Source organism: Streptomyces sp. NPDC002209 (assembly GCF_042890265.1).
Classification (GTDB): Bacteria; Actinomycetota; Actinomycetes; order Streptomycetales; family Streptomycetaceae; genus Streptomyces.
Window position 1 is genome coordinate 56,380 of sequence record NZ_JBIARX010000011.1, and the last position, 26,946, is coordinate 83,325.

The 26,946-nt window shown below is 72.4% G+C and carries 28 protein-coding genes and 3 tRNA genes; 23 read left to right on the forward strand and 8 right to left on the reverse strand.

Features of this window, described 5'->3' with window-relative positions; all coding sequences use genetic code 11:
* Window positions 1-46 precede the first annotated feature (46 nt).
* Window positions 47-1,330 carry a sensor histidine kinase gene (locus ACFYXK_RS22155; RefSeq protein WP_389412690.1) on the reverse strand — a complete coding sequence of 428 codons (1,284 nt, stop codon included), beginning with the start codon at window positions 1,328-1,330 and terminating at the stop codon, window positions 47-49.
* Between the two features lie 239 nt (window positions 1,331-1,569).
* Window positions 1,570-2,763 carry a sensor histidine kinase gene (locus tag ACFYXK_RS22160; RefSeq protein ID WP_389412691.1) on the reverse strand — a complete coding sequence of 398 codons (1,194 nt, stop codon included), beginning with the start codon at window positions 2,761-2,763 and terminating at the stop codon, window positions 1,570-1,572.
* A gap of 147 nt (window positions 2,764-2,910) precedes the next feature.
* On the opposite strand from ACFYXK_RS22160, the gene ACFYXK_RS22165 reads away from it, so the two are divergent.
* The 14 genes from ACFYXK_RS22165 (at window position 2,911) to ACFYXK_RS22230 (ending at window position 15,903) form a co-directional block, all read left to right on the forward strand.
* A complete protein-coding gene (locus ACFYXK_RS22165; RefSeq protein WP_389412692.1) occupies window positions 2,911-3,318 on the forward strand; it encodes an NADH-quinone oxidoreductase subunit A in 408 nt (135 codons plus the stop codon).
* The gene (locus ACFYXK_RS22170; RefSeq protein ID WP_389412693.1) at window positions 3,309-3,911 is read left to right on the forward strand and encodes an NADH-quinone oxidoreductase subunit B; all 603 of its coding nucleotides are present in this window, start codon (window positions 3,309-3,311) and stop codon (window positions 3,909-3,911) included. The genes ACFYXK_RS22165 and ACFYXK_RS22170 overlap by 10 nt, the downstream gene beginning before the upstream one ends.
* Window positions 3,908-5,128, forward strand: coding sequence for an NADH-quinone oxidoreductase subunit C (locus ACFYXK_RS22175; RefSeq protein ID WP_389412694.1), 1,221 nt, complete (start codon window positions 3,908-3,910; stop codon window positions 5,126-5,128). Before ACFYXK_RS22170 ends, ACFYXK_RS22175 begins: the two co-directional genes overlap by 4 nt.
* Window positions 5,125-6,084 (forward strand): NADH-quinone oxidoreductase subunit H, encoded by a 960-nt coding sequence (locus ACFYXK_RS22180; RefSeq protein ID WP_383514247.1) that lies wholly within the window; start codon window positions 5,125-5,127, stop codon window positions 6,082-6,084. Before ACFYXK_RS22175 ends, ACFYXK_RS22180 begins: the two co-directional genes overlap by 4 nt.
* The gene (locus ACFYXK_RS22185) at window positions 6,084-6,680 is read left to right on the forward strand and encodes a NuoI/complex I 23 kDa subunit family protein (RefSeq protein WP_389412695.1); all 597 of its coding nucleotides are present in this window, start codon (window positions 6,084-6,086) and stop codon (window positions 6,678-6,680) included. Before ACFYXK_RS22180 ends, ACFYXK_RS22185 begins: the two co-directional genes overlap by 1 nt.
* Window positions 6,677-7,273 (forward strand): NADH-quinone oxidoreductase subunit J, encoded by a 597-nt coding sequence (locus ACFYXK_RS22190; RefSeq protein ID WP_389412696.1) that lies wholly within the window; start codon window positions 6,677-6,679, stop codon window positions 7,271-7,273. The genes ACFYXK_RS22185 and ACFYXK_RS22190 overlap by 4 nt, the downstream gene beginning before the upstream one ends.
* Window positions 7,273-7,620 (forward strand): NADH-quinone oxidoreductase subunit NuoK, encoded by a 348-nt coding sequence (gene nuoK, locus ACFYXK_RS22195; RefSeq protein WP_389412697.1) that lies wholly within the window; start codon window positions 7,273-7,275, stop codon window positions 7,618-7,620. The genes ACFYXK_RS22190 and nuoK overlap by 1 nt, the downstream gene beginning before the upstream one ends.
* A complete protein-coding gene (locus ACFYXK_RS22200; protein WP_389412698.1) occupies window positions 7,617-9,617 on the forward strand; it encodes an NADH-quinone oxidoreductase subunit L in 2,001 nt (666 codons plus the stop codon). Before nuoK ends, ACFYXK_RS22200 begins: the two co-directional genes overlap by 4 nt.
* A 38-nt stretch (window positions 9,618-9,655) precedes the next feature.
* Window positions 9,656-11,221: a NuoM family protein gene (locus ACFYXK_RS22205; RefSeq protein WP_389412805.1), complete on the forward strand. Its 1,566-nt coding sequence runs from the start codon at window positions 9,656-9,658 to the stop codon at window positions 11,219-11,221.
* Window positions 11,218-12,759 (forward strand): NADH-quinone oxidoreductase subunit N, encoded by a 1,542-nt coding sequence (locus ACFYXK_RS22210; protein ID WP_389412699.1) that lies wholly within the window; start codon window positions 11,218-11,220, stop codon window positions 12,757-12,759. The genes ACFYXK_RS22205 and ACFYXK_RS22210 overlap by 4 nt, the downstream gene beginning before the upstream one ends.
* A gap of 254 nt (window positions 12,760-13,013) precedes the next feature.
* Entirely contained in the window at window positions 13,014-13,877 is an 864-nt protein-coding gene (gene htpX, locus ACFYXK_RS22215; RefSeq protein WP_383514236.1) for a zinc metalloprotease HtpX, read from the forward strand.
* Window positions 13,874-14,266: a YccF domain-containing protein gene (locus ACFYXK_RS22220; protein ID WP_266664815.1), complete on the forward strand. Its 393-nt coding sequence runs from the start codon at window positions 13,874-13,876 to the stop codon at window positions 14,264-14,266. Before htpX ends, ACFYXK_RS22220 begins: the two co-directional genes overlap by 4 nt.
* A 41-nt stretch (window positions 14,267-14,307) precedes the next feature.
* Window positions 14,308-15,288 carry a glycosyltransferase family 2 protein gene (locus ACFYXK_RS22225; protein WP_389412700.1) on the forward strand — a complete coding sequence of 327 codons (981 nt, stop codon included), beginning with the start codon at window positions 14,308-14,310 and terminating at the stop codon, window positions 15,286-15,288.
* 87 nt (window positions 15,289-15,375) lie between these two features.
* On the forward strand, window positions 15,376-15,903 hold the full coding sequence (locus ACFYXK_RS22230; protein WP_389412701.1) for an SMI1/KNR4 family protein: 528 nt from the start codon (window positions 15,376-15,378) through the stop codon (window positions 15,901-15,903).
* Here the strand turns inward: ACFYXK_RS22230 and ACFYXK_RS22235 are convergent.
* From ACFYXK_RS22235 to ACFYXK_RS22245, 3 genes are all read right to left on the reverse strand, one after another.
* Window positions 15,887-17,134, reverse strand: a complete 1,248-nt coding sequence (locus ACFYXK_RS22235; RefSeq protein WP_389412702.1) for an APC family permease — start codon at window positions 17,132-17,134, stop codon at window positions 15,887-15,889. The genes ACFYXK_RS22230 and ACFYXK_RS22235 overlap by 17 nt on opposite strands.
* Before the next feature lie 18 nt (window positions 17,135-17,152).
* Window positions 17,153-18,580: a SulP family inorganic anion transporter gene (locus tag ACFYXK_RS22240; RefSeq protein WP_389412703.1), complete on the reverse strand. Its 1,428-nt coding sequence runs from the start codon at window positions 18,578-18,580 to the stop codon at window positions 17,153-17,155.
* Between the two features lie 203 nt (window positions 18,581-18,783).
* The gene (locus tag ACFYXK_RS22245) at window positions 18,784-19,272 is read right to left on the reverse strand and encodes a YajQ family cyclic di-GMP-binding protein (RefSeq protein ID WP_030298135.1); all 489 of its coding nucleotides are present in this window, start codon (window positions 19,270-19,272) and stop codon (window positions 18,784-18,786) included.
* 200 nt (window positions 19,273-19,472) lie between these two features.
* On the opposite strand from ACFYXK_RS22245, the gene ACFYXK_RS22250 reads away from it, so the two are divergent.
* A tRNA-Tyr gene (locus tag ACFYXK_RS22250) sits at window positions 19,473-19,554 on the forward strand.
* Between the two features lie 94 nt (window positions 19,555-19,648).
* Here the strand turns inward: ACFYXK_RS22250 and ACFYXK_RS22255 are convergent.
* The gene (locus ACFYXK_RS22255; protein ID WP_389412704.1) at window positions 19,649-20,218 is read right to left on the reverse strand and encodes a maleylpyruvate isomerase N-terminal domain-containing protein; all 570 of its coding nucleotides are present in this window, start codon (window positions 20,216-20,218) and stop codon (window positions 19,649-19,651) included.
* A gap of 38 nt (window positions 20,219-20,256) precedes the next feature.
* On the opposite strand from ACFYXK_RS22255, the gene ACFYXK_RS22260 reads away from it, so the two are divergent.
* Window positions 20,257-20,694 carry a DUF3574 domain-containing protein gene (locus tag ACFYXK_RS22260; protein ID WP_389412705.1) on the forward strand — a complete coding sequence of 146 codons (438 nt, stop codon included), beginning with the start codon at window positions 20,257-20,259 and terminating at the stop codon, window positions 20,692-20,694.
* A gap of 24 nt (window positions 20,695-20,718) precedes the next feature.
* On the opposite strand, the gene ACFYXK_RS22265 is transcribed toward ACFYXK_RS22260, so the two are convergent.
* A complete protein-coding gene (locus ACFYXK_RS22265; RefSeq protein ID WP_389412706.1) occupies window positions 20,719-21,375 on the reverse strand; it encodes an SDR family oxidoreductase in 657 nt (218 codons plus the stop codon).
* A 67-nt stretch (window positions 21,376-21,442) separates the two neighbouring features.
* Entirely contained in the window at window positions 21,443-22,753 is a 1,311-nt protein-coding gene (locus tag ACFYXK_RS22270; protein WP_389412707.1) for an amidohydrolase family protein, read from the reverse strand.
* Between the two features lie 496 nt (window positions 22,754-23,249).
* Here ACFYXK_RS22270 and ACFYXK_RS22275 point away from each other — a divergent pair.
* From ACFYXK_RS22275 to ACFYXK_RS22305, 7 genes are all read left to right on the forward strand, one after another.
* A tRNA-Thr gene (locus ACFYXK_RS22275) sits at window positions 23,250-23,322 on the forward strand.
* A gap of 48 nt (window positions 23,323-23,370) precedes the next feature.
* Window positions 23,371-23,443 (forward strand) — tRNA-Met (locus ACFYXK_RS22280).
* Window positions 23,444-23,531: 88 nt separating this feature from the next.
* Window positions 23,532-23,696 carry a 50S ribosomal protein L33 gene (gene rpmG / locus ACFYXK_RS22285; protein WP_003956487.1) on the forward strand — a complete coding sequence of 55 codons (165 nt, stop codon included), beginning with the start codon at window positions 23,532-23,534 and terminating at the stop codon, window positions 23,694-23,696.
* 122 nt (window positions 23,697-23,818) lie between these two features.
* Window positions 23,819-24,271, forward strand: coding sequence for a MaoC family dehydratase N-terminal domain-containing protein (locus tag ACFYXK_RS22290; RefSeq protein WP_389412708.1), 453 nt, complete (start codon window positions 23,819-23,821; stop codon window positions 24,269-24,271).
* Between the two features lies 1 nt (window position 24,272).
* The gene (locus ACFYXK_RS22295; protein ID WP_383514215.1) at window positions 24,273-24,701 is read left to right on the forward strand and encodes a MaoC family dehydratase; all 429 of its coding nucleotides are present in this window, start codon (window positions 24,273-24,275) and stop codon (window positions 24,699-24,701) included.
* 102 nt (window positions 24,702-24,803) lie between these two features.
* Window positions 24,804-25,376 (forward strand): TetR/AcrR family transcriptional regulator, encoded by a 573-nt coding sequence (locus ACFYXK_RS22300; RefSeq protein WP_389412709.1) that lies wholly within the window; start codon window positions 24,804-24,806, stop codon window positions 25,374-25,376.
* Between the two features lie 108 nt (window positions 25,377-25,484).
* On the forward strand, window positions 25,485-26,942 hold the full coding sequence (locus tag ACFYXK_RS22305) for a DHA2 family efflux MFS transporter permease subunit (protein WP_389412710.1): 1,458 nt from the start codon (window positions 25,485-25,487) through the stop codon (window positions 26,940-26,942).
* Window positions 26,943-26,946: the final 4 nt, after the last annotated feature.

Below are 26,946 nucleotides of genomic sequence, written 5' to 3' on the forward strand. Positions count from 1 at the left end.
GGCCGCGGGAGCGGAAGTCGCGGTGCCGAGGGGGTTTGTCCGCGATCTACCTGGTACGCCAGGGGAGCTCGGCGGTGACGGTGGTCCCGCTGCCGGCCGGCGAGTCCACGACCAGCACCCCGTCCACGGCGTCCAGCCGCTCGGCCAGCCCCGCCAGCCCGGTGCCCGCGGCGCCGGTGCTCGCCCCGCCGCGCCCGTCGTCCGCGACCTGGATCAGCAGCCGGTCCCCGGACCTCCACACGTCCACACCCGCGGTACGGGCCCCGGAGTGCTTGCTGATGTTCTGCAGCAGCTCCGAGACGGTGAAGTACGCGATCCCCTCCACGGCGGAGGCGGGCCGGTCCGGCAGGTCCACGGACACCCGCACCGGCACCGCGCACCGGGAGGCCACGGAGGACAGGGCGGCGTCCAGGCCGCGGTCCGTCAGCACGGCCGGGTGGATCCCGCGGGCCAGGTCGCGCAGCTCCTGGAGGGCGATCTTCACCTCCCCGTGCGCCTCGTCCACCATGCGGGCGGCGGCGCGGGGGTCCTCGGCGAGCTTCTCCTTCGCCAGCCCCAGGTCCATGGCCAGTGCCACGAGGCGGGCCTGCGCGCCGTCGTGCAGGTCCCGCTCGATGCGCCGCAGGTCGGCGGCGGCGGTGTCGACCACGACCCCGCGGTCCGACTCCAGCTCCGTGACGCGGTGGTCGAGGCGCGACGGCCCGAGCAGCCCGCCGACGAGGACGCGGTCGACGGTGGTGAGGGCCCGCACCACCCAGGGCGTGACCAGGGTGAGCCCGAGCCCGACCAGGCAGGTCAGGGCGATGTCGAGCGGCGTGTCCAGGTACATGGTGTAGCCGTCGTTCTGGAACAGCTGCAGCCCCGGCCAGTCGGTGTAGGCCGGGAAGACCCAGAACCACAGCGGGTACAGGAGGAAGGCCCATCCGTACGCCCAGAACACCAGTGCCACGGTGAAGGCGAAGAGCGCCCACGGGAGGTGGATCACCGCGTACAGCGCGTGCCGCCAGGCGCTGCCGCTCTTGAGCATCGCGCCCATCGCGGCGAGCGGACCCCGCTTCCCGGCGCGGACGGGCGCGGGCTCGGCGATGTCGACCCCGAGCAGGCCGCGCACCCGGGCCCGCTCGACCCGCCCGAACCCGCGGCACATGGCGAGCACCCCGGCGAGGACCGGGACCCCGAGGAAGGTGACGAGCAGCCCGGCGCCGAGACTGACGCCGGTGATCGCGAGCGAGAAGTACAGCACGCTCAGTGGCAGTCCGAGCATCAGGTACCCGAACTCCCGCCAGGTCCGCCCCTCGAGAGGAGCCCGCAACGCACGCCCGAAACCCATGTCCAACCCGCCCTCTCGACACTTTCCGCAACCACCCCCAACCCTCCCGCCCGGGAGCCTCCCGAACCATCGGGCGGGTAGGCGTCCCCAGGGTGGGGATAACCCCACCCCCTCCGAGCCGGCGCCACCGGACCCGGCCCCCCAAGGCCCACCCCCGAAGACGGGGGCGACGTGAACGAGCGGGACCCCCGCCCACACCTCGGACGGGAGTCCCGGTCAAAAGGCCGCGGTCGGCGGAATCAGCCGCGCCCGCGCCACGGCAGCTCCGCCGTCACCACCGTCCCCTCCCCCTCGGGGGAGTCGACGACGAACACCCCGTCCACGGCCCGGAGCCGCTCCGCCAGCCCCGCCAGCCCCGAGCCCCCCACCTCATCGGCCCCGCCCCGCCCGTCATCCGAAACCCGGATCAGCAACCGCCCCGAAGCGGTCCCGGAGGTCCGCCACACCTCCACGCTCGCGCTCCGCGCCCCCGCATGCTTGCTCACGTTCTGCAGCAGCTCCGACACCGTGAAGTACGCGATCCCCTCGATCGCGGCCGCAGGCCGCTCCGGCAGATCCACCGCCACCTTCACCGGCACCACGCACCGCGAAGCCACCGAGGACAGCGCCGCATCCAGTCCCCGGTCCGTCAACACCGCCGGGTGGATCCCCCGCGCCAGGTCCCGCAGCTCCTGCAGCGCCAGCTTCACCTCCCCGTGCGCCTCGTCCACCATCGCCGCCGCCCCTTCGGGATCCTCCAGCAGCTTCTCCTTGGCCAGGCCCAGCCCCATCGCCAGCGCCACCAGCCGCGCCTGCGCGCCGTCGTGCAGATCCCGCTCGATGCGCCGCAGGTCGGCCGCCGCCGTGTCGACGACCACCCCCCGGTCCGACTCCAGCTCCGCGATCCGCCGCTCCAGCTCGTCCGAGGGCGACAGCAGCCCCCGTACCATCAGCCGGTCCACGTTCGACAGCCAGCGCACCACGTACGGCAGCACCGGCCACAGCACCAGCAGGCCGACCAGCGCCACCGCGAAGGTCAGCACCCCCCACGGCAGCCGCACCAGCTCGTACAGCACGGTCCGCCAGGCCACCGGGTCCTTCACGCCCGCCCACAGCCAGGGGAAGAACCCGCCGGCCCGCCGCGGCCCCGGCAGCGGAGTGGGTTCCTCGACCCGTACGCCGAGCAGCGTGCGCGCCCTCGCCCGCTCCAGCCGTCCCAGCTGGCGGGACAGGAGCAGACCGCCGGCGAGCAGCGGAAGACCGATCGCGGTCACGGACAGGCCGCCCGCGGTCGCCACCATGGTCACGGTGTAGACGAACCCGACGAGGGCGAGCGGAAGATTGCTCAACAGATGGACGGTCTCTTTCCACGCCACGGCCCCCAGGGCCGGGCGTACGCGAGGAGGCCGGTCGTTGTCGGGACCCTGGTGGGAGACTTGAATGCGCGCGGTCATGCGCCCCAGCCTGCCAATATCGCCCCGCGGGTGCCATGGGGCAGCCGGGCCGCAGTAAACGGGGGATAACCCCACCCTGTGTGGACCAGGCCCTAGACTCCCGTCCGTACCAGATCGTCGACAGTGGCCAAGGAGCGAGGAACGGACGTGCCCGACCCAACGGTATCGACCGTAATCGTGCTCGCAGCAGACTATTTCCGGAGTTATTCGGTCGTCGGCCTGCTGGCCGTCCTCGGTGTGCTCTTCGTGGCCGTCGCGTTCGGCGCGGGCCGCCTGCTGAGACCGGTCGTCCCGACCCCTGAGAAGCTGCTGACGTACGAGTGCGGTGTGGACCCCGTCGGCGAGGGCTGGGCACACACCCAGGTCCGCTACTACGTCTACGCGTTCCTCTACGTCATCTTCGCCGTCGACTCGATCTTCCTCTTCCCGTGGGCGACGGTGTTCGCCGCCGCCGGTTACGGCGCCACGACGCTCGTGGAGATGTTCATCTTCCTGGGCTTCCTGGCCGTCGGCCTGCTCTACGCGTACAAGAAGGGCGTCCTCGAATGGACGTGACACCGGCCGTGACGCCGGCCGAGCCCCAGCTGCTCCCGGAGCCCAAGAGGCTGGGAGTCCTCTCCCGCCTCGCCCCGGAGCCCATGAAGGTGGTCCTGAACTGGGGCCGCCGCTACAGCCTGTGGGTCTTCAACTTCGGCCTCGCCTGCTGCGCGATCGAGTTCATCGCCGCGTCGATGGCCCGGCACGACTTCATCCGGCTGGGCGTCATCCCCTTCGCGCCCGGCCCGCGCCAGGCGGACCTGATGATCGTCTCCGGCACGGTGACGGACAAGATGGCCCCGGCCGTCAAGCGGCTCTACGAGCAGATGCCGGAGCCGAAGTACGTCATCTCCTTCGGCGCCTGCTCCAACTGCGGCGGGCCGTACTGGGACTCCTACGCGGTGACGAAGGGCGTCGACCAGATCATCCCGGTCGACGTCTACGTCCCCGGCTGCCCGCCGCGCCCGGAGGCGCTGCTGCAGGGCATCCTCAAGCTCCAGGAGAAGATCGCTCGGGAATCGCTGGCGGACCGCTATGCGGCGGGGCCGTCGGTCGCACAGCTCACCAGCGGCCTGGTCACCGCGCCGCCCGCACCGGGGGCCGGCGCATGAACCTCTACGACTCCCTCCCCGACGCCGCCGCGACCGTCTTCGGCGCGGAGGCGGTGGCCGAGTACGCGTACGACGTCCTGACCGTCGACGTGCCGGTCGGCAGCTGGATCCCGTCGCTCGAGATCGCCCGGGACAAGCTGGGCTGCACGTACTTCGACTGGCTGAGCGCGGTGGACGAGCCGGGCACCGGCTTCCGGATCTGCGCCCACGTCGTGTCCCTCGAGAACCGCCGCGTACGCCGCCTGCTCCTGCGTACGACGGTCCCGCACTCGGCGCCCTCCCTCCCGTCCGCGGTCGCGATCTACGCGGGCGCGGAATGGCACGAACGCGAAACGTACGAGATGTTCGGGGTGACGTTCTCGGACCACCCGCACCTGGTCCCCCTCCTCCTCCCGGAGAACTTCGAGGGCCACCCGCTGCGCAAGGACTTCGTCCTGGCCGCGCGCGTCGCGAAGGCCTGGCCGGGCGCCAAGGAGCCGGGCGAGGCGCACGACCCCGACGCCCCGAAGCGCCGCCAGATGCTCCCGCCGGGCGTCCCCGACCCCAACGACTGGGGCCCGCTCAAGGGCCAGCTCCCGCCGGCCCCCACCCGCCCGGCCCGCACCGCCCGCGCCCCCCGCGAGGGCGCCCCGACCCGCCGCCCCCGCCCGGGAGCGGACGCCCCGGCCGCGCCGGGGGCAGCCGCCCCGGCCGAGGCCGAGGCGCAGCCCGCGGCCCCGCGCCCGGCGCGGCGCACCCGCACGGCATCGGACGGCTCGGCCAGCCAGGCCGTCCCGCCCGCGGAGGCCGCAGCGCCGCTTGTCGCCCCGGGAGCCGACGCCGGGCCTCAGGCCGTCCCCCCGGGACAGCCGGAAGCCGGGGACGCCGACGCGCCGCAGGCCGACGCTCCTGCGCGTCCGGCGCGCCGCGCCCGGTCGGCAGCCGACGGCTCGGCGAGCCAGGCGGCCGCCGGCCGCACGGTGGCGCCGGGCAGGCGCCCGGCCCCCCGCAGCGCGGACGCCCCCTGGCACAACCCCCAGCCCGCCTTCGCGGACCAGGACTCGGCACAGGAACCGGAGCCCCGGCCCGGCTCCGCATCCCCGGCCGACCCGGGCCCGAAGCCCGAGCCGAAGCCCGAGGCGAAGCCCGAGCCGAAGGCACCCGCACCCGGCGCGGAGCCCGAGGACGGGACCGGCCACACCCCTGAATCCGAATCCGACAACGGAGGCGACGCGTGAACGACGTCCTCGACGTCGCCCTGCGACTCATCGTCGTCTTCGCCGTCTTCCTCGTGCTCCCGCTCGTCGTCGGGCAGACCGAGCACAAGGTGATGGCGCACATGCAGGGCCGCCTCGGCCCCATGTACGCGGGCGGCTTCCACGGCTGGGCCCAGCTCGTCGCCGACGGCGTGAAGTTCGCGCAGAAGGAAGACGTCGTCCCGGCGGGCGCCGACCGCCGCATCTTCCAGCTCGCCCCCGCCGTCGCCCTGCTCCCGTACCTCCTCGTCCTCATCGCCGTCCCCATCGGCCCGGGCGAAGGCGCGGTCGGCCAGGTCATCGACGCCGGGCTCTTCTTCGTGCTCGCCGTCATGGGCGTCGGCGTCCTCGGCAGCCTGATGGCCGGCTGGGCCTCCGCCAACAAGTTCTCCCTGCTCGGAGGCCTGCGCACCGCCGCGCAGCTCCTCGCGTACGAGCTCCCCATGCTGCTCGCCGCCGCCTCCGTCGCCATGGCCGCAGGGACCGTGTCCCTCCCCGGCATCGTCGACGCCTTCCAGTGGTGGTGGCTGCCCTGGCAGATCACCGGCGCGCTCGTCTTCTTCACCGCAGGCCTCGCCGAACTCCAGCGTCCCCCCTTCGACATGCCCGTCGCCGACTCCGAGATCATCTTCGGCGCGTACACCGAGTACACCGGCCTGCGCTTCGCGCTGTTCCTGCTCGCCGAGTACGCCGGCATCGTCGTCCTCTGCGCCCTCACCACCGTCCTGTTCCTCGGCGGCTGGCACGGGCCGATCGCCGACGGCTGGGTCTGGACCCTCCTCAAGACCGCGGTCCTCGCCTTCGTCGTGATCTGGCTCCGCGTCACCTACCCGCGGCTGCGCGAGGACCAGCTCCAGAAGCTCGCCTGGACCACACTCATCCCGCTCGCGCTCGCCCAGATCGCGCTCACCGGCATCGTGAAGGTGGCGATCAGCTGATGCCCATCCCCGGATCCGGCCTGGCCAAGGGCCTTGCCGTCACCCTGCGCACCATGACGAAGCGCGCGCACACCGCCCAGTACCCCGAGGTGCAGCCCGAGCTCCCGCCCCGCACCCGCGGGGTCATCGGACTGTTCGAGGAGAACTGCACGGTCTGCATGCTGTGCGCCCGCGAGTGCCCCGACTGGTGCATCTACATCGACTCCCACAAGGAGACGGTCCCGGCTGCGGCCCCCGGCGGCCGCGAGCGCAGCCGCAACGTCCTCGACCGGTTCGCCATCGACTTCTCCCTGTGCATGTACTGCGGCATCTGCATCGAGGTGTGCCCCTTCGACGCCCTCTTCTGGTCGCCGGAGTTCGAGTACGCGGAGACGGACATCCTCGAACTCACCCACGAGCGCGACAAGCTGCGCGAGTGGATGTGGACCGTCCCGGCACCGCCCGCCCTGGACCCGGCCGCCGAGGAGCCCAAGGAGATCGCCGCCGCCCGCAAGGCAGCGGAGAAGGCCGAGGCCGCCGCCGCGGCAGCCGCCGCTGCCGCCGAGCCCGCCGAGCCCGGGACCGATGCCCCGAACACCCCGGAGGGAGACGCGTGACCCCCGCAGCCACCGCCCTGGCCGCCACGGCGACGGGCAACGGGTTCCTCTCCCCGACCGGTGTGGAGATCGCCTTCGTCCTGGTCGGCCTCGCCACCCTCGGCGCGGCCGCGATCACGGTCACCACCAAGCAGCTCGTGCACGCCGCCCTCTGGCTGGTCGTCGCGCTCGGCGGGATCGCCGTCGAGTACCTGCTGCTGACCGCCGAGTTCATCGCCTGGGTCCAGGTCCTGATCTACCTCGGTTCCGTGGTCGTCCTCCTCCTCTTCGGGCTGATGCTCACCAAGGCCCCCATCGGCCGCTCCCCGGACGCCGACTCGAACAACCGCTGGGTCGCCCTCGGCGTCGCCCTCGTCGCGGCCGCCGCGCTCGTCTGGGTCGTCGTCGACGCGTTCCGCACCACCTGGATCGATCTCGACGGCCCCGCCCAGGGCTCCACCCAGGTGACCGGCGAGATGCTCTTCCAGCACTGGGTACTGCCCTTCGAAGCGCTCTCCGTCCTCCTCCTCGCGGCCCTGATCGGCGCCATCGTGCTCTCCCGCAGGGACGCCGCCGCCGGTGGGCCCGACGACAAGAAGGGGCAGCAGCGCTGATGCACCTCGCCTATCCCGCCGTGCTCGCGGCGCTCCTCTTCTGCACGGGCCTGTACGGAGTGCTCGCCCGCCGCAACGCCATCCTGGTCCTGATGTCCGTCGAGCTGATGCTCAACGCCGTCAACCTCAACCTGGTGGCCTTCGACGTCTGGCTGCGCGACACCCTCCACGCCGGCCAGGCCCTCACCCTCTTCACGATCGCCATCGCCGCCGCCGAGATCGGCATCGGCCTCGCCATCGTGCTGATGGTGTACCGCAACCGCGGCACCTCGGACGTCGACCGGCTGCGCGACACCGCCGAGGGCCGCGAGCCCGCCCCGAACAACCAGAGCGAGGTCACCGCGTGAGCACCACGACCCTCGCGGTCCTCGTCCCGCTCCTGCCCTTCCTGGGCGCGGTGGCGGGACTGCTGTTCGGCCGCAGCGCACCCGGGTTCGTCCGGCCCCTCGCCGTACTGCCGGCGCTGGCCGCGGCCGTACTGGCCGTGCTCGTCGCCGTCCGCCAGGGCGGCGGCACGCCGATCGTCGCCTCGACGGAGCTGACCCCGACCGGCTCGGTGCCGATCGACCTCTCGCTCTACCTGGACGGCTTCGCCGCCCTGGTCGCCGTGCTGGTCGGCGTCGTCGCCACCTGCGTACAGCTCTACTCGACGGCGTACCTCCGCGAGGACCCGCGCTACCCCTCGTATGCCGCTCTGGTGTCACTGTTCACCTCCGCCATGCTGCTCGTCGTCTACTCCGGCGACCTGATGGTGCTGCTGGTCGGCTGGGAGATCATGGGCATCTGCTCGTACTTCCTCGTCGGCCACTACTGGGAGACCGAGGCGGCCCGCTCCGCCTCCCTCAAGGCCTTCCTCGTCACCAAGCTCGGCGACGTCCCCTTCCTGATCGGCCTGTTCGCGCTCGCCGCCGACGCCGGCTCCTTCGAGATCACCAAGATCCTCGGCACCGTCGCCGCCGGCGGACTCGACCACCCGACGCTGATCGCGCTCCTCCTGCTCGCCGGCGTCGCGGGCAAGTCCGCGCAGTTCCCGCTGCACACCTGGCTTCCGGACGCCATGGCGGGCCCCACCCCGGTCTCCGCGCTGATCCACGCCGCGACGATGGTCGCCGCCGGTATCTACTTCGTCGCCCGCCTCCTCCCGGTCTTCGCGGCCTCCCGGGCCGCACTGGTGGTCATGGCCGTCATGGCGGCCGTCACGATGCTCGGTTCCGGCCTCGCCGCCCTGGCCCAGGACGACATCAAGCGCGTGCTCGCCTACTCCACGGTCGGGCAGCTCGGCTACATGCTCGGGGCCCTGGCCGTCGGCGACCGCGGCGCCGCCATCTTCCACCTCCTCTCCCACGGCGCCTTCAAGGCGCTTCTGTTCCTCGGTGCGGGCGTGATCATCCACGCCGCCGGGACGAACTCCCTGGCCGCCATGTCCCGGATGGACGGCCTGGCCAAGCGCATCCCCGACGCCTTCTGGACCATGACGATCGCGCTGCTCGCGCTCGCCGCGATCCCGCCCTTCGCCGGCTTCTTCTCCAAGGAAGCCGTCCTCGTCGCCGCCGAGCACGCCGCCGGCGGGCACTCGGAGTCCGCTCCCAGCGCCGCCGGCTGGGTCGTGCTCGTCGCCGGCGTGCTGACCGCCCTGCTCACCGCCGCCTACGCCACCCGGCTGTGGCTGATGGCCTTCCGCGGCCGGGGCGCCGCCGCCCCCGACCACGGCAAGGAGCCCGTCGCCATGACCGGCGTGCTGTGGCTGCTCGCGATCCCGACGATCGGCTTCGGCCTCGCCGCGGGCCCGATCGCCGACTGGTTCGACGGCAACGCACTCACCCCGTCCCTGACCACCTCGGTCCTCGGCACGGGAGCCGCCGCCGTCGGCGCAGTGCTGACCTACGCCCTCTGGCAGCGGGCCACGGCCAAGGCCGCCGCCGTCGGGTACGGAGCCGGCGCGTCCGCGTCCGCCGCCGCAGCGGAGTCCGCCGCCGAGACCCCCGAGGTCGCCGAGGTCACCCACGACCACCCCGCCGTCCCGGCCGGAGCGGCCCCCGACCCCGGCCGGGCGCTGCTCGGCCCGCTGCACCGCCACGCGGCCGACGGCTTCCACCTCGACGCCGTCTACGACCGGCTGTTCGTCCGCCCCGTGCGCGCCGCCGCGAGCCTCGTCCGCTTCCTCGACCGCGAGGTCGTGGACACGTACGTCCGCGGCGCGGGCGCCGGCCCCCGGCTGCTCGGCAGCCTCGTGCGCCGGGCCCAGACCGGCAACGTGCAGAGCTACCTGAGCGCCCTGCTCGCCGGCGCCGTGGTCCTGGCGATCGCCACCGCCGTCCTCGCCAACGTCAACGCCGGATCGTGAGCCGTGAGTCAGCCGTGATTGATATCAGCCCGTCCGTGATGCAGTTCCTTCTGGCGTTCGTCGTGGCCGCACCGCTCCTCGGCGCCGCCGCGGCCCTCCTGCCGGCCCCGCCCGGCCTCAAGGGCAAGAGCCCCGAACAGGCCGTGCTGCGCCACGGCGTGACCGTGACCGGCGTGATCCTCGCCGCGGCGATCGCCCTCGCCCTCGGCTTCGACCACGACGCCCCGGCCCGCTTCCAGGCGACCACCGACATCAGCTGGATCCCGGCCCTGGACGTCCGGATCCACCTCGGCATCGACGGCATCTCGCTCCCCCTCCTCCTGATGACCGCGCTGCTGTTCTTCCTCTGCGCGCTCTACAGCTACTTCAAGTTCCCCGAAGGCCCCTCCCCGAAGGCCTTCGTCGCCCTGCTCCTCGTCCTCGAGTCCGGCACCCTCGCGACCTTCGCCGTCCTCGACCTGCTGCTGTTCTTCCTCGCCTTCGAGATGGTCCTCATCCCGATGTACTTCCTCATCGCCCGCTGGGGCGGAGCTCAGCGGCAGGCCGCCGCCTGGAAGTTCATCCTCTACACCCTCCTCGGCTCCGTGGTCATGCTGCTCGGACTGCTGCTGATCGGGCTGAACAGCGGCACCTTCGACATGGTGGCCCTCGCCTCCGACAACGGCCGCGAACTGAGCCACACCACCCAGCTCCTGGCCGTCCTCGCCATCGGCATCGGCCTCGCCGTGAAGACCCCGATGTGGCCGCTGCACAGCTGGCTGCCCGACGCCCACACCGCCGCGCCCACCGTGGGCTCCGTCCTGCTGGCCGGCGTGCTGCTCAAGATGGGCACGTACGGTTTCGTGCGCATCCTGATCCCCGTCACGCCCGACGGCATGGCGACCTTCGCCCCCTACCTGGGCGCCTTCGCCGCCATCGGCATCGTCTACGGGTCCCTCGCCTGTCTCTCGCTCGCCCGCAAGGGCAACAAGGGCGACCTCAAGCGCCTCATCGCATACTCCTCCGTCGGCCACATGGGCTTCGTCCTCCTCGGCATCGCCTCGATGACTCCCACCGGCGTGAACGGCGCGCTGTTCGCCAACATCGCGCACGGTCTGATCACCGGCCTTCTCTTCTTTCTTGTCGGTGCGCTCAAGGACCGTTACAAGACCGCCGATCTGGACACCCTCGCCGGAGCCACCGGGGCCGCCCTCTACGGCCGCGCCCCCCGCCTCGGCGCCCTGCTCGCCTTCGCCGCCGTCGCCTCCCTCGGCCTGCCCGGCCTCGCCGGCTTCTGGGGCGAGATGCTGGCCCTGTTCGGCGCGTTCGACCCGGCCGAGGGCCTGTCCCGGCCCGCGTTCCTCACCTACATGGCCTTCGGCGCGTTCGGCACCCTGCTCACCGCCGCCTACCTGCTGATCGTCGTACGGCGCGTCTGCATGGGAGACCCCAAGGCCCGGCCCGAGCCCGGGCCCGCGCTCGAACTCGCGGACATCCGGCACTACGAGTTCGCCGCCTGGACCCCGCTCGCGGCCCTCACCGTCCTCGCCGGCCTGTGGCCCGCTGTCCTCCTCGGCCTCACCGACCCGGCCGTCCAGAAGCTCCTCGCAGGAGGCAACGCATGACGGCCCTGTCCGCCCTGTCCGCGGCCCCGGCCGCCGAGACCGTGAGCCACGTCCAGAGCGTCGACTGGCTCGCGATCACCCCCGTGGTGCTCCCCGCCGCCGTCGCCCTGGTCGTCCTGGTCGCCGACCTCTTCGTACCGGAACGGCTCAAGCCGCTGCTCGGCTGGCTCTCCGTCGCCGGCCTCGCCGCCGCGACCGCCACCCTGCTGCCGCTGCGCGCCGGCGACCGCGCCACCTTCTGCCTCGCCACCGACCCCGGTGCGTGCAGCTACACCGCCGACCACTTCACGCTCGTCATCCAGTTCCTGGTGCTGGCCGGCGCCCTGGTCACCGCCCTGCTGTCGGTCACCACCGTCCGCGACGCGCGCATGCCGGCCGGCGAGTACTGGTTCCTGCTGCTGTCCTCCGCCGCCGGCGCCGCCCTGCTGCCCGCCTCCCGCGACCTCGCCACCCTGATCGTCGCCCTCGAAGTCGCCTCGCTGCCCGCTTTCGCCCTCGTCGGCATGCGCCGCGGCGACCGGCTCTCCTCCGAGGCCGCCCTCAAGTTCTTCCTCTCCTCCGTCACCGCCACCGCCGTGTCGCTGATGGGCGTCAGCTTCGTCTACGCCGCCACCGGCTCCCTGCACCTGACCCAGGTCGCCGACCGCCTCGAGGACGTCCCCGGGCAGCTCGACACCCTCGCCATGGCCGGCGTCGCGCTCACCCTCGTCGGCTTCGCCTTCAAGACCGCCGCCGTCCCGTTCCACTTCTGGGTCCCGGACACCTACATCGGCGCGCCGCTGCCCATCGCGGGCTACCTCTCCGTGATCGGCAAGGCCGTCGGCTTCACCGGCCTCATCCTCGTCACGGTGATCGCCTTCCCGGCGTACTCCGACATCTGGGGCCCGGCCCTCGCCGTCCTCGCCGCGCTCACCATGACGCTCGGCAACGCCGCAGCCCTGCGCCAGCGCGCGGACCGGCCGGGCAGCGCCGTCCGGCTGCTCGCCTGGTCCTCGGTCGGCCAGGCCGGCTACCTCCTGGTCCCGATCGCGGCCGCCGCGTACTCCGATCGCGACCAGATCGGCTCCACCGTCGCGTACGCCCTCATGTACGCCGCCGTGAACCTCGGCGCCTTCGCCGTGGCCGCACTGGTCGCCCGTACGAAGCCGCTGAACCGGATCGACGACTACCGCGGCCTGTACGCCGAGCGCCCCGCCGCCGCCCTCGCGCTGGCCTTCTTCCTGCTCTGCCTGGCCGGCCTGCCGCCGGGCCTCATCGGGCTCTTCGCCAAGGTCACCGTCTTCCGCTCCGCGGTCGACGCGGGCCTGGGCTGGCTGGCCGTGGTCATGGCGGTCAACGTCGTCATCGCCCTGTACTACTACCTGCGCTGGACGGCCCTGCTGTTCCGCGCCCCGCTCAGCCCCGCCGAGGCCGCCCGTACGAAGGCCCCGTGGCCGGTCACCGCCGCGATCGCGATCACGGCCGTCACCGCCGTGGTGCTCTCGGGAGCCCCGCAGCTGGTCCTGCGCTTCGCCGCGGGCAGCCTGTTCCCGCAGTAGCCGCTCACAGACCCGTACGCCGGCTCCTACGCCGGCCCGCCCGCCGGTCCGGCCGTACGCCGTGACCCGTACGGAGCAACGCCCGCCGCCGCACCGCCGCCCCGGACACCGGGGCGGCGCCCCCGGCACGCGCCTGGGAACCAGATGCCCTCACCTCGCGTTGACCGAGGAGGGAGGGTCCACTGGACCGTAGGCCCTCAGATCCGCAGATCCTGGACGGGGGTCCCCCTGCCGCACCATTTGGAGGGCGTACCGTGCACCGCCGGCACAACGGGCTGAAGACCGCCGTACTCCTCGGCGGGCTGTCCGCACTCATCATCCTCATCGGAAGCTTCTTCGGGCGGGGCGGCCTGATCATCGCCGTCCTCGTCGCCCTCGGGACGAACGCGTACGCGTACTGGAACAGCGACAAGCTGGCTCTACGCGCGATGCGCGCCCGCCCCGTCAGCGAGTTCGAGGCCCCCGCGCTCTACCGCATGGTGCGCGAACTCTCCACCTCCGCGCGCCAGCCCATGCCGCGGCTCTACATCTCGCCGACCGACGCGCCGAACGCCTTCGCCACCGGCCGCAACCCGCGCAACGCCGCGGTCTGCTGCACCGAGGGCATCCTGCGCATACTCGACGAGCGCGAGCTGCGCGGGGTGATCGGCCACGAGCTGAGCCACGTCTACAACCGCGACATCCTCATCTCGTCCGTCGCCGGAGCCCTCGCCTCCGTCATCATGTTCCTGGTGAACTTCGCCTGGCTGATCCCGATCGGCCGGTCGAACGACGACGAGGGGCCCGGCATCCTCGGCATGCTGCTGATCATGATCCTGGGCCCGTTGGCCGCGTCCGTGATCCAGCTGGCCATCAGCCGTTCGCGCGAGTACGAGGCCGATGCGTCCGGTGCCCAGCTCACCGGCGACCCGCTCGCCCTGGCCAGCGCCCTGCGCAAGCTGGACGCCGGCGTCAAGCAGCTCCCGCTGCCCCCCGAGCCCAGGCTGGAGACCGCGAGCCACATGATGATCGCCAATCCGTTCCGCCCGGGTCAGGGCCTTTCTAAGATGTTCTCCACGCACCCACCGATGGCCGAGCGCATCGCCCGGCTCGAACAGATGGCAGGCCGTAGTCAGTGAAGACCATCCTCAACATCATTTGGCTCGTCCTCAGCGGTGTCTGGCTGTTCCTGGGCTACTGCCTGGCGGGCGTGCTCCTGTGCATCACCATCATCGGCATCCCGTTCGGCATCGCGGCCTTCCGCATCGCCGTGTACGCCCTCTGGCCGTTCGGCTACACCACGGTCGAGCGCCGGGACGCGGGCGCCGCGTCCTGCATCGGCAACGTCCTGTGGCTGGTCCTGGCGGGCTGGTGGCTGGCCCTCAGCCACATCGTCACCGGCATCGCCCTGTGCGTCACGATCATCGGCATCCCGTTCGGCATCGCCAACTTCAAGATGGTCCCGCTCGCCCTGCTCCCGCTGGGCCGCGAGATCGTCCCGACCGACGCGCCGTTCGCCTCCCGGTAGACGGCACGGCGGCGAGGGAACTCACGGGCAGGGAGAAGTCAGTGTCGGCTGCGAGCACGGCCACGACCCTGTCGGTCATCGTGCCGATGTACAACGAGGAGGAGGCCCTCCCAGCCCTGGTGAGCCGCCTGCGGCCGGTGCTCGACGACACCGGGGTCCCGTACGAGGTCCTCGCGGTCGACGACGGCAGCACCGACCGCACCGCCGAACTCCTCGAGAAGTTCCGTACGGACTGGCCCGAGCTCCGCATCGTCCGGCTGCGCGGCAACTCCGGCCACCAGGCCGCCCTGCGGGCCGGGCTGCACAGCTCGGTCGGGGCGTACGTGGCCAGCATCGACGCCGATCTCCAGGATCCGCCGGAGAAAATACCGGAGATGCTGGACCTGGCCCGGTCCGAGAACCTCGACATCGTCTACGGCGTCCGCTCCGACCGCAGCACCGACACCGGCTTCAAGCGCCGCACCGCCGCCGCCTACTACTGGCTGATGCGCCGCCTGGTCGGCAAGCAGGTGCCCGCGCAGGCCGGCGACTTCCGGCTGCTCAGCCGTGAGGCCGTCGAGGCCCTCAAGGCCCTGCCCGACCAGCAGCAGGTCTACCGGCTGCTGGTGCCCTGGCTCGGTTTCCCGAGCGGGCAGGTCACCTACCGCCGGGCCGAGCGGGTGGCGGGCGAGACCAAGTACCCGCTGAGCAAGATGATCCGCCTCGCCGTGGACGGCATCACCAACTTCTCGGCCGCCCCGCTGCGGCTTGCGACCTGGCTCGGCGTCATCAGCTTCGTCACCTGCCTCCTCATGATCGTCTGGACGCTGGTGGTGTTCCTGCTCGGCAAGACCGTGCCCGGCTGGACCTCGCTGTTCGTCGGCATGCTGTTCCTCGGCGGCGTGCAGCTGATCTGCGTCGGGCTGCTCGGCGAGTACATCGGCAGGATCTACACCGCCGTACAGCGCCGGCCCACGTACTTCATCGGGTACGACTCGGCGCGCGACGACTCCGGCAAGGGGCCGGAGGAGACGCCGAACTGACGGCCGCTCCGGGGCCCGGAGTGCGCTCTCCCGGAGGCGCCGGTGCAGGTCAGGGCGATTGTCAGTGGCGTGGGCCACTATGAACGCATGAACGAGACCGAGCAGTTGCTGGAGCAAGTCGCCCGACACGTCCGCGGCTTCGGGCCCGAGGGCGGCACCTTGGTGCCGGGACGCCTGCCGGCTCCCGCGGACCCGGCTGCGCTGCGTCGGGCCGAGGGCATGCTCGGCTTCGCCCTGCCCCCGCTCCTGGCCGGTCTCTACACCCGGATAGCGGACGGCGGGTTCGGCCCGGAGTACGGACTGCTCCCGCTGGAGGCCGCCGTCGTGCAGTACACCGCGATGCGCGCCTCGGACTGGGGCTGGCCCGAGGGCGTCCTGCCGATAACCGACTACGGCTGCGCCATGCTGGGGTGCGTGGACTGCCGCTCCGAGACCGGACGGGTCCTGCTGTTCGAGCCGAATCCGGGCGATCCCGACCTCGCCTGGTACACGGACTCGCCCGCCCTCGCCGACTGGCTGCGCGGCTGGCTCGACGGCACCGCCTGGTTCTGCGACGACTCGGAGGAGGCGGGTCTGGAGATGACCCCCTGGGCGGAGTTCAGATCCCGCGTCTGAGCCCGCCGCGCACCGCGTAGGCGGCGGCGCCCACGGCCAGCACCGCAGCCCCCGCGACCGCCGACGCGAGGGGCAGCGCGCAGGCCAGCACGACACAGCCGGACAGCCCGACCGCTGCCACGGCCCGGCCCTTGAGATCTGAATCGAGAGTCCACGCGGAAGCGTTCGCGATCGCGTAGTAGGCGAGCACCCCGAACGAGGAGAAACCGATCGCACCCCGCAGATCGGTGGTCGCCGCGAGCACCGCCACCACCGCACCCACGGCGAGCTCCGCACGGTGCGGCACCTGATGCCGCGGATGTACGGCGGCCAGCGCGCGGGGGAGATGGCCGTCCCGGGCCATCGCCAGGGTGGTCCGCGACACCCCGAGCACCAGGGCCAGCAGCGAGCCCAGCGCCGCCAGGGCCGCCCCGGCCCGGACCACGGGGGTCAGTCCGGGCCGTCCGGCCGCCCGGACCGCATCGGCCAGCGGGGCCGTCGAAGCCGCCAGGGCGTCGGCGCCCAGCACCGACAGCGCGGCCACCGCCACCGCGGCGTACACGAGCAGGGCGATCCCCAGGGCGAGCGGCACCGCCCGCGGGATCGTGCGCTCCGGATCGCGCACCTCCTCGCCCAGGGTGGTGATCCGGGCGTATCCCGCGAAGGCGAAGAACAGCAGACCGGCCGCCTGGAGCAGGCCGCCGACGCCGCCCCCGGCCAGGCCGCCGAGCCGTCCCGCGTCGGCCGCGCCGGAGGACAGGCACACCACCACGACCCCGGCCAGCACGGCCAGTACCACCGCCACGATCACCCGCGCGATCCGGGCGGACTTCTGCAGGCCTCCGTAGCTCGCGGCGGTCAGCGCCACCACCGCCGCGACGGCCACCGCGTGCTGCTGCTCCGGCCACACGTACGCCCCCACGGTGAGCGCCATCGCCGCACACGAGGCGGTCTTGCCGACGACGAAGCCCCAGCCGGCGAGATGTCCCCAGAACGGGCCGAGCCGCTCCCGCCCGTACACGTAGGTGCCGCCGGAGGCCGGATACCGGGCGGCCAGCCGCGCCGAGGAGTGCGCGTTGCAGTAGGCGACCGAGGCCGCCACCGCGAGGGCGGCGAGGAGAGCTCCGCCCGCGGGACCCGCCGCGCCCGCCGCCGGGGCGAGCGCGGCGAAGATACCCGCCCCGACCATCGCCCCGAGCCCGACGACCACGGCGTCGAAGACTCCCAGGGTGCGCTTCAGCTCGTTGTCCACGGGCGGAGGGTAGCGGGGCTAGATGACGCCCTCCCGGCCGGGCAGCGGCGGCCGGTTCTGCTCCCACCCGTGGAGTGCGGTCAGACAGGCGTGGTCCAGGTGGCGGAGCCCGCTGAGGTCGAGGCGAACGGGCTGGCCGGCCGGCAGCGCGTCCAGCGCGTCGAGCAGCTTCGGCAGCCGCAGGAAGCTGGCGCTCCCCATCACCTGGACGTGGAGCTCCCCGCCCTCCCACACCTCCTCGATGTGCACCTGGGAGGTCTCCCAGGCCGCCTTGACCACGGCCAGCCCCAGCCCGACCAGCACCCCCTCGAAGAGGTTGGTGGCAACGATCGCGGCGGCCGTCGCCACCAGCACCACCGCCTCGCCCCGGTGCGTCCGCCACAGGCCCGCGACGGCCCGGGCCGGCAGCAGCTTCCATCCGGCGTGCAGCAGCACCCCGGCCAGTGCGGCGAGCGGCACCACTTCGAGCAGCTGGGGGAGCGCGACGGCGAACAGCAGCAGCCAGCCGCCGTGCAGGACCCGCGACGCCCGGGTGCGGGCCCCTGCTTCCACGTTGGCGGCGCTGCGCACGATCACGGCGGTCATCGGCAGCGCCCCGAGCAGTCCGCAGATGGTGTTGCCGACGCCCTGCGCCATGAGCTCCCGGTCGTAGTGGGTCCGGGCCCCGTCGTGCATCCGGTCCACGGCGGCCGCGCTGAACAGGGTCTCGGCGGAGGCGATCAGCGCCAGGGCGATGACGGTACCGAGGGCCCCGGCAGAGGCCAGCAGCCCGAAGTCCCCCCAGCCGGGCGGGGCCACGGCGTCCAGGACCCCGGTCACGGTCACCTTCTCGACGGGCAGCCGCAGCAGCACCGACACGGCGGTGGCGGCCGCCACCCCGACGAGCGCGCCCGGCACGAGCCGCAGCCGGGCAGGCATCCGGCGCCAGGCCACGAGCACGGCGACGGTTCCGGCCCCGAGCGCGACGGCGGACCAGTCGGCCTGCCCGGCGAGCCCCGGCGCCGCGGCCAGCTTCTCCAGGGTTCCGCCGGGGGCCTGCACGCCGCCCAGGGCGTACAGCTGTCCGGCGATCAGCACGAGCCCGATCCCGGCCAGCATCCCGTGCACGACGGCGACGGAGATCGCCCGGAACCACCGGCCGAGCCGCAGTGCCCCCATGCCCAGCTGCAGCACCCCGGCGGCCAGCACCAGGACCCCGAGCGCGCGGGCACCGTGCGTGTGCACCGCCTCGTAGACGAGCACGGTGAGCCCGGCGGCCGGCCCGCTCACCTGGAGCGAACTCCCCCGGAACCACCCGGTGACCAGCCCGCCCACCACCCCGGTGACGATGCCCAGCTCGGCCGGCACACCGGAGGCGACGGCCACGCCCACACAGAGGGGCAGCGCGACGAGCGCCACGACGACGGACGCCCCGAAGTCTTCGCGAAACGTGTCGACTCCAGGCATCCGAGAACCTCCCCTGTCCAGCGGTGATGATTGCCACCAGAGTGGTGGGCGCGCGCAGGGCTCCCCAAGTGCCCATCGGGGGCCGCTGAGGCGCATGCGCCGCGCACGCCGGGCACGTGATCCGCACTCCCCCGGAAACGGCCGCGGCCCGGCGGTCCTGGAAGGACCGCCGGGCCGCCGGACGGCAGGGGTGGGGACCGCGATCAGCGGTAGTTCACGAACTGGATCGCGAAGTCCAGGTCCTTGCCCTTGAGCAGCGCCTGGACGGCCTGCAGGTCGTCACGGCTCTTGGAGCTGACACGCAGCTCCTCGCCCTGCACCTGGGCCTTGACGCCCTTGGGACCCTCGTCCCGGATGATCTTCGCGACCTTCTTGGCGTTCTCCTGGGAGATGCCCTCCTCGATGGAGGCGAAGATCTTGTACTCCTTGCCGGACAGCTGCGGCTCGCCGGCGTCGAGCGCCTTCAGCGAGATCCCGCGCTTGACCAGCTTGGTCTCGAACACGTCGAGGACGGCCTTGACGCGCTCCTCGGAGTTCGCCTCCATCAGGATCTTCTCGCCGGACCAGGCGATGGTGGCGCCGGTGCCCTTGAAGTCGTAGCGCTGCGAGAGTTCCTTGGCGGCCTGGTTGAGGGCGTTGTCGACCTCCTGCCGCTCGACCTTCGAGACGATGTCGAAACTGGAGTCGGCCATGTGCTGTGGCTCCTTGAAATCGGCTGTCATTGCCCCGGAGGGCGCGGCCGGACATCCCCGGCCCGCTCCGCAAAGCCTAGCCACCGCACCCACCCGCAGCGCTGATCAATCCGGTGGCGAAGCACCCCCGCACATCAGGTATTGTTTACGTCGTTGCCGGGGAGCGCCGCCGCAAGGCGGAAAAAACGGCAGCGTCTCTTGGCGGTGTGCCCGAGTGGCCAAAGGGAGCAGACTGTAAATCTGCCGGCTCAGCCTACCCAGGTTCGAACCCTGGCGCCGCCACGCGATGTGAGACCCCCGTACTGCGGAAACGCAGTACGGGGGTCTTCTCGCATGCCCGGTGATCCGAACGCGGGGGTTCCGCGTCCGGATCGGGTCAGGGCGTGGGGGACACGCGCCAGGACCAGGTGGTGCGGCGGGGGTGGGTCGGCAGGGCCAGGCGGCCGGCCGACCAGAGGAGGACCTCCGGGGCCGGGCCGGACGGGGAGTCCGGGAAGAGGCGGGCCAGGACCGGGGCCGAGAGGCCGGCCGGCGGAAGCCAGGGCAGGGCGAGGCCCCGGGTGATGTCGTACGTGTGGAGCAGGATCTCCGCCACGCCCATCGCCGCGAAGCCCCCCGGATCGCAGGGGCCCCAGTGCCAGGCCCGCGCGGACTTCGGCGCCGCGTCCACGGCCGTGCCCAGCAGCCGGGCCGCCGCCGAGACCACCTGGAGGACCGCCTCGGGCGGCGTGGCCTCCCGTACGCGCAGGTCCAGCGGCAGATAGGCGTCCGAGGGCAGTGCGGCCACCTGGGCGGCGTACGCCAGCAGGTCGTGCGCGACGTGCGCGGCCGTCGTCCAGCAGGTCCAGTCGAGCGAACCGGCCTTCACCTGCCAGTCCCGTCCGGTGTGCGGGGCCAGCGCCGACACCATTTCGGCTGCCGCCCGTTCGACGTCGGAGCCCGTCATCGGCCGCATCGTCCTGATCCCCTGTTCGTTCTCCGGTCGTGAACTTCATTTCTGACACGCGCGGGAAGGTCGGCGGGGGCGTGCTCCTCGCCCTCCTCGGAGCCGGGATCCCGGCCCTGGTCGGGGCAGCACTGCACAGCCATCCGGGCGAGCCCTACCAGGAAACCAGGCTCTACTTCGGGACCGAACGCCCGGGCGGCCGGGAGCCGGTCACGGAACAGGAGTTCATGCGTTTCCTGGACCGCGAGATCACCCCCGCCTTCCCCGAGGGCCTCACCCTCCAGGACGGGCACGGCCAGTGGCAGCGGGACGGCAAGGTCATCCGCGAGACCTCGTACGAGGTGGTGGTGCTGTACCCGGAGAAGGAGGCCGACGAGCGCAGCGCGCGCATCGAGCGGATCCGGCAGGCCTACGAGGACCAGTACCAGCAGGACTCCGTCGGGCGCTCCGACGACAAGGTGACCGCCGAGTTCTGAGGGTGCCTCAGGGAGCGCGCCCCCTCAGTTGCCCGCGACGCCCTTGACGGCCACCGCCACCGGGGTCGAGCCCTCGACCAGCTCCAGGGTCAGGCCGGCCGTCGCCGGGGTCTCGACCAGCTCCGCCAGCACGGCCGCCACGTCGTCCCGCGACACCGCTCCGCGGCCCGTCCGCGCCTCCAGCCGCACCTGCCCCGCCCCCGGGTCGTCGGTCAGCGACCCGGGCCGCAAGACCGTCCATTCCAGGCCCAACCGCGTCCGTACGTGGTCGTCCGCCTCACCCTTCGCCCGCAGGTAGAAGTCGAAGACGTCGTCACCTTCGCGGTGCGCGTCCGCCCCCATCGAAGAGACCATCAGGAAGCGCCGCACCCCCGCCCGTTCGGCCGCGTCCGAGAAGAGCACCGCCGCGCCCCGGTCGACGGTGTCCTTGCGCCCGACACCGCTGCCGGGACCCGCGCCTGCCGCGAACACCGCCACGTCCGCGCCCTGCAGGATGCCCGCCACATGCTCGACCGAAGCCGACTCCAGGTCGCAGAGCACCGGTTCGGCGCCCGCCTCCCGCAGGTCGTCGCCCTGCCCCCGGTCGCGGATGATGCCCGCGACCTCGTACCCGCGCGCGGCGAGCAGTCGCTCCAGCCGCAGCGCGATCTGACCGTGTCCACCCGCGATGACGATGCGCATGCCCCGACCGTACGACGAGCCGGGCGCCCCCGCCCGCGAAAGTGTCCGGCGGCGGGCCGGCGAACGGTCAGGGACCGGGCTCCACACGGCCCTGCCGGGGCAGGTCCAGGGCCACCGCGACCGCCGAGTCGCAGTACTCCCGTACGGCACTCGTCCGGGCTACCACCCGACCCCGGTGGATCACGATCCGGCTGTAGGCCAGCGACAGCACGCCCGAGATCCGGTCCCCCCGTACGGCCAGCAGCTCCGCCGGGAACCCGGCCTCCACCCGGACTTCCGGCAGGCCCATGGCCTCCCGGGCGGCGCCGCTGACCGACGCGTAGGCCTCCGCCGCCCGCAGCCCGCCCTGGGAGGCCAGCAGGAACGCGGCCTCCAGCGGGTCACCGCGGCCGACCGGGTTCCCGGCGTCCCGCAGCGCCCCGCTGCCGGCCGCGACCCGGACCCCGGCGGCGCGCAGCAGCCGTACGGGCGCGGTGCGCAGGCCGCGCCGTTCCAGGGCCGCGCAGTCGCCCTGGGGCAGGCACGTGACCCGTACGCCGGCCGCGGCCAGCTGGTCGGCGGCCCGGTGCGCCACGTCCAGCGGGAGCCGCGACAGCCCCCCGCAAGGGCCGATCGTCACCCCCGGGCGCAGTCCGCCGGCCATCGCCGCGAGCCGGGCCAGGCGGCCGGGATCGTCACCGTCCGTGTGCAGGTCCACGGGGCAGCCGTGCTCGGCGGCCAGTTCCAGGACGGCCTCGAGGAAGCCCGTCGGGTCCGGGTCCAGGTCCGGGCAGCCGCCGATGACGGAGGCGCCCATCTTCACGGCGTCCCGCAGCATGGCGAACCCGTCGGCGCCGGCGAGCCCGGTGAGGAGGCGGGGCACGGCGACGGCGGTCAGGTCGGTGAGCCCGCGCAGCGAGCGGCGGGCCTGGAGCACGGCCTCCATGGGGCCGAGGCCGTGCACGTCGCCGATCCGGACGTGGGAGCGCACGGCGGTGGCGCCGTGCCCGAGCTGGAGCAGGGCGGCCTCGGTGGCCCGGCGCTGGACCTCGTCGGGCGTGTACGAGACGGGCCCCTCGCCGTCGGCGGTCAGCGCGGTGTCCCCGTGGGCGTGCGGCTCGGCGGGTGCGGGGAGCAGCAGGTAGCCGCCGAGGTCCACCCGGGAGAGGGCGGGAGCGGGAAGGCTGCCCGCCGTGCCGACGGCCTGGATCCGTCCGCCGCCGAGCCGGACGTCGACCGTACGGCCGTCCGTGAGGCGGGCCCCGGTGAGCAGGAGGGTGGTGGACTCGGCGGCGGCCGCGTTCGCGTTGCCGGTCGGGCGCTGCGGCCCGTGGCCGCCGCCCTCGCCTCGGCCCTTGCGCGGGGAGGAGGACGGCTGCTGCGGCTGGCTGTCGGACATCGCGCTCCTGCGGTGGCTCGGGCGGTTCCTGGGCCGGGTGGCCGCGGCCTGCGGCCCAAGATCACGCAGCGTGCTCAGAGCCTAGGGCGCGGGGCTCTCCGCTTCACGGAGGAGCGCAATAGTCGTACCGGTGTGGTGCCCACGCGCCGTGGCGCCCGCCGGCACGCCCCGTCGGCAGGGGGTGGCCCGGCGGGGCGTCATGCGCTTCACCTGCTCCGGGTGTGTGACCCCTGTCTCACGTGCCCCGGGTGCGCGGCCTCGTGGGGGCCGCTTCGGGGCGCGCTCCCCGAACAAGTCGCGTCCGACGGGCCGCTTCGTGGGCGCTCGACGTGTCGCCGGGGGCGGCGGGTTTGTGAGCCCGGCCACAATCCGGCCCGAAAAGGGCTCCGGGGCCGCTCGGGGGCTGATCGGGAAAGCCTTGCCCGCCCCCTCGGAGCCCAGTCCCCGCAAAGGATTTGGGCGATGGGCGGGCAACCGTGTAATGTCTTCATCGCTCGCCCCAATAGCTCAGTCGGTAGAGCGTCTCCATGGTAAGGAGAAGGTCTGCGGTTCGATTCCGCATTGGGGCTCTGGTGAGAGAGGCCCCCCACCCTCGGGTGGGGAGCTGATCACATCAAAGCGGCGTAGCTCAGTCGGTAGAGCAAGCGGCTCATAATCGCTGTGTCACCGGTTCAAGTCCGGTCGCCGCTACCCACAGTAGCCGATTGCGGGGTCGGTCTCCCGATCGGCTACTCTTTTATGCGTTCATCCGTCCCATAGTCCGTCAAGGAGCACTCACGTGGCTGCCACCGACGTCCGCCCGAAGATCACGCTGGCCTGCGTGGAGTGCAAGGAGCGGAACTACATCACCAAGAAGAACCGGCGTAACAACCCGGACCGTCTTGAGATGAAGAAGCACTGCCCGCGCTGCAACTCGCACACCGCGCACCGCGAGACCCGCTGACCCCAGCGAAGTCTCGAATAACAGGCACCGTCATGAGGTCGTCCCCTTCATCGGGGGGCGGCCTCGTGTCGTTTCCGTGATCGTTTTCCGTGACCGTCTTTTTCAACAGGAGGTAGGGAGCCATGGCGCTCGACCAGTCCTTCGTGGGGCGTAGCTACCCGCCCACCGATCCGTACGAGGTCGGCCGGGAGAAGATCCGCGAATTCGCGGTTGCGGTGGGTGACGCGAATCCCGTCTACACCGACCCCGAAACCGCCAAGGCGTTCGGTCACCTGGATGTGATCGCTCCGCCGACTTTTGTGTTTGCGATCACGTTCGCGGCGGCCGGCCAGGTCGTGGAGGACCCGCAGCTGGGTCTGGACTACAGCCGCGTCGTGCACGGCGACCAGAAGTTCGCGTACTCGCGCCCCGTGCGTGCCGGTGACCGGCTCTCGGTGACCTCCACGATCGAGGCCGTGAAGTCGATGGCGGGCAACGACATCATCGACATCCGCGGCGAGGTCCACGACGAGACCGGCGAGCACGTGGTGACGGCGTGGACGAAGCTCGTCTCCCGCGCCCCCGAGGAGGCCTGAGATGACTGCGCAGATCAAGTACGCCGACGTCGAGGTCGGCACGGAGCTGCCGGCGGCGTCCTTCCCCGTGACGCGGGCCACGCTCGTGAGGTACGCGGGTGCCTCGGGTGACTTCAACCCGATCCACTGGAACGAGAAGTTCGCCAAGGAGGTCGGACTGCCGGACGTCATCGCGCACGGCATGTTCACGATGGCCGAGGCGATCCGCGTCGTCACCGACTGGGTCGGCGACCCGGGGGCGGTCGTGGAGTACGGCGTGCGGTTCACGAAGCCGGTGGTGGTCCCGAACGACGACGCGGGTGCGGTGATCGAGGTCACGGCCAAGGTCGCCGCGAAGCTGGACGACAACCGCGTGCGGGTCGACCTGACGGCGATGAGCGCGGGCCAGAAGGTCCTGGGCATGTCCCGGGCCCTGGTCACCCTGGCCTGACCTTCTCCGGGCCCCGCCCGGACCCGGTGCCGCCGCCTGCACCTTTGCGGCTGCGGCGCCGTGGGGTTGACGAAGTTAGTGATTGAGTACTAACTTCGAGGCATGGCAAGGATGAGTGCGGACGAGCGGCGCGAGAGCGTCATCCGGGCGGCGATGCACGAGTTCGCCCGGGGCGGCTACTACGGGACCTCCACCGAGGCGATCGCCAAGCGCGTCGGCGTCTCGCAGCCGTACCTGTTCCGGCTCTTCCCCAACAAGCCCGCCATCTTCCTCGCCGCCGCCGAGCGCTGCCTGCGCGACACCCGTGAGGTGTTCGCGGCCGCCGCCGAGGGGCTCGAGGGCGAGGAGGCCACGCACGCCATGGCCGCCGCGTACGTCCGGCTCATCGCCGAGGATCCGGACAAGCTCCAGATGCAGCTCCAGATGTACGTCACCGTCGCCGCCGCCGAGGCTGCCGGCGACCACCAGCTCGGTGAGCTCGTCCGCAAGGGCTGGATGGACCTCTGGGACACGGTCCACGTGCCCCTCGGCGGCGACGTGAACGAGACCACGACCTTCATGGCCTACGGAATGCTGATCAACACCCTGGCCGCGATGGGCTTCCCGCCCGGGCACCGGGTCTGGGGAGGGCTGTACCCCGCTCTGGTCCAGGACCCGGATCAGCCGGGGGAGTGAGCCCGGTTCGATCCGGTCCGCCCTCCCTGTGCGGCACCTTTTCATGCGCATGAAAGTTAGTCAGCAATAACTAACAGTTCGGTCCTCACCCGTTCCCAGGGGGAAAAAGTGAACGATACGCACGGCACTGCGCTCCGCGGCTCCGCCGTCTGGGCCCTCGTCCTCACCTCCGTGGCCGGCTTCATGGCCGCCCTCGACAACCTCGTCGTCACCACCGCCCTCCCCGCCATCCGCAAGGACCTCGGCGGAGCGCTGGAGGACCTGGAGTGGACGGTGAACGCGTACACGCTCACCTTCGCCGTCCTCCTGATGTTCGGCGCGGCCCTCGGCGACCGCTTCGGCCGGCGCCGGCTCTTCATGGCCGGCCTCGCGATATTCACCGGAGCCTCCGCCGCGGCCGCCCTGTCGCCCGGCATCAACGAGCTCATCGCCGCCCGCGCCGTCCAGGGCGTCGGCGCCGCGATCATGATGCCGCTCACCCTCACCCTGCTCACCGCCGCCGTCCCGGCCGCCCGCCGCGGCATGGCCCTCGGCATCTACGGCGCCGTCGGCGGCCTCGCCGTCGCCAGCGGCCCGCTCATCGGCGGCACCCTCACCGAGCACATCTCCTGGCAGTGGATCTTCTGGCTGAACGTCCCGATCGGCCTGGCCCTGATCCCGCTCACCCGCCTCAAGCTGACCGAGTCCACCGCCCCGGGCGCCCGTCTCGACGTGCCGGGCACGCTCCTCATCAGCGGCGGCCTCTTCGGCATCGTCTACGGCCTCGTCAACGCCAACGCCCACGGCTGGACCAGCGCCCCGGTGCTCACCAGCCTGATCGCCGGCAGCGCGCTCGTCGGCGGATTCGTCGTCCACGGCTTCCGCCACGCGAACCCCATGCTGCCCATGCGCCTCTTCCTGGGCCGCGGCTTCCTCGGGATCAACGCGGCCAGCCTGCTGATGTACCTGGGCATGTTCGGCTCGATCTTCCTGCTCAGCCAGTTCCTCCAGGGCGTCGCCGGGTACTCGCCCACCCAGGCCGGGCTGCGCATGCTGCCCTGGACCGCCATGCCGATGATCGCCGCCCCGATCGCGGGCATCCTCTCCGACCGGATCGGCGGCCGCCCCGTCGTCGCCACCGGGCTCGCCCTGCAGGCCCTCGGCCTCGGCTGGTTCGCGACGATCCTCAGCACCGACGTCTCGTACGCCGCCCAGCTCCCGGCGCTGATCCTCAGCGGCATCGGCATGGGCCTGTTCTTCGCCCCCGCCTCCAACATCCTGATGTCCACGGTGTCCCCCTCCGACCAGGGCAAGGCCTCCGGCGCCAACAGCGCCCTGCGCGAGGTCGGCGGTGCCCTCGGTGTCGCGGTCCTGGCCTCCGTCTTCTCCGCCCAGGGCGGCTACGAGTCCCCGCAGGCCTTCACCGACGGGACCGTGCCCGCGCTGTGGATCGGCGCCGCCGCAGTGGCCGTGGCAGCCGCCTTCGCCCTGCTGGTCCCGGGCAAGGGAGCCCGCAAGGCCGTCGCCCCCGACGCCCCCCTCACCTCCGCCCCCGTCCTCGCCGACAAGGTCCCCGCCGCGCGCTGACCGG

Bases quoted from the DNA above. Each gene is read 5' to 3' on its own strand.
- ACFYXK_RS22300 (WP_389412709.1), top strand. From the start codon at position 24,804: ATGGCAAGGATGAGTGCGGACGAGCGGCGCGAGAGCGTCATCCGGGCG.
- ACFYXK_RS22295 (WP_383514215.1), top strand. From the start codon at position 24,273: ATGACTGCGCAGATCAAGTACGCCGACGTCGAGGTCGGCACGGAGCTG.
- ACFYXK_RS22245 (WP_030298135.1), bottom strand. From the start codon at position 19,272: ATGGCCGACTCCAGTTTCGACATCGTCTCGAAGGTCGAGCGGCAGGAG.
- ACFYXK_RS22210 (WP_389412699.1), top strand. From the start codon at position 11,218: ATGACGGCCCTGTCCGCCCTGTCCGCGGCCCCGGCCGCCGAGACCGTG.
- ACFYXK_RS22160 (WP_389412691.1), bottom strand. From the start codon at position 2,763: ATGACCGCGCGCATTCAAGTCTCCCACCAGGGTCCCGACAACGACCGG.
- ACFYXK_RS22255 (WP_389412704.1), bottom strand. From the start codon at position 20,218: ATGACGGGCTCCGACGTCGAACGGGCGGCAGCCGAAATGGTGTCGGCG.
- nuoK (WP_389412697.1), top strand. From the start codon at position 7,273: ATGCACCTCGCCTATCCCGCCGTGCTCGCGGCGCTCCTCTTCTGCACG.
- ACFYXK_RS22265 (WP_389412706.1), bottom strand. From the start codon at position 21,375: ATGCGCATCGTCATCGCGGGTGGACACGGTCAGATCGCGCTGCGGCTG.
- ACFYXK_RS22240 (WP_389412703.1), bottom strand. From the start codon at position 18,580: ATGCCTGGAGTCGACACGTTTCGCGAAGACTTCGGGGCGTCCGTCGTC.
- ACFYXK_RS22290 (WP_389412708.1), top strand. From the start codon at position 23,819: ATGGCGCTCGACCAGTCCTTCGTGGGGCGTAGCTACCCGCCCACCGAT.
- ACFYXK_RS22170 (WP_389412693.1), top strand. From the start codon at position 3,309: ATGGACGTGACACCGGCCGTGACGCCGGCCGAGCCCCAGCTGCTCCCG.
- ACFYXK_RS22205 (WP_389412805.1), top strand. From the start codon at position 9,656: ATGCAGTTCCTTCTGGCGTTCGTCGTGGCCGCACCGCTCCTCGGCGCC.
- ACFYXK_RS22175 (WP_389412694.1), top strand. From the start codon at position 3,908: ATGAACCTCTACGACTCCCTCCCCGACGCCGCCGCGACCGTCTTCGGC.
- ACFYXK_RS22270 (WP_389412707.1), bottom strand. From the start codon at position 22,753: ATGTCCGACAGCCAGCCGCAGCAGCCGTCCTCCTCCCCGCGCAAGGGC.
- ACFYXK_RS22185 (WP_389412695.1), top strand. From the start codon at position 6,084: ATGCCCATCCCCGGATCCGGCCTGGCCAAGGGCCTTGCCGTCACCCTG.
- ACFYXK_RS22230 (WP_389412701.1), top strand. From the start codon at position 15,376: ATGAACGAGACCGAGCAGTTGCTGGAGCAAGTCGCCCGACACGTCCGC.
- ACFYXK_RS22155 (WP_389412690.1), bottom strand. From the start codon at position 1,330: ATGGGTTTCGGGCGTGCGTTGCGGGCTCCTCTCGAGGGGCGGACCTGG.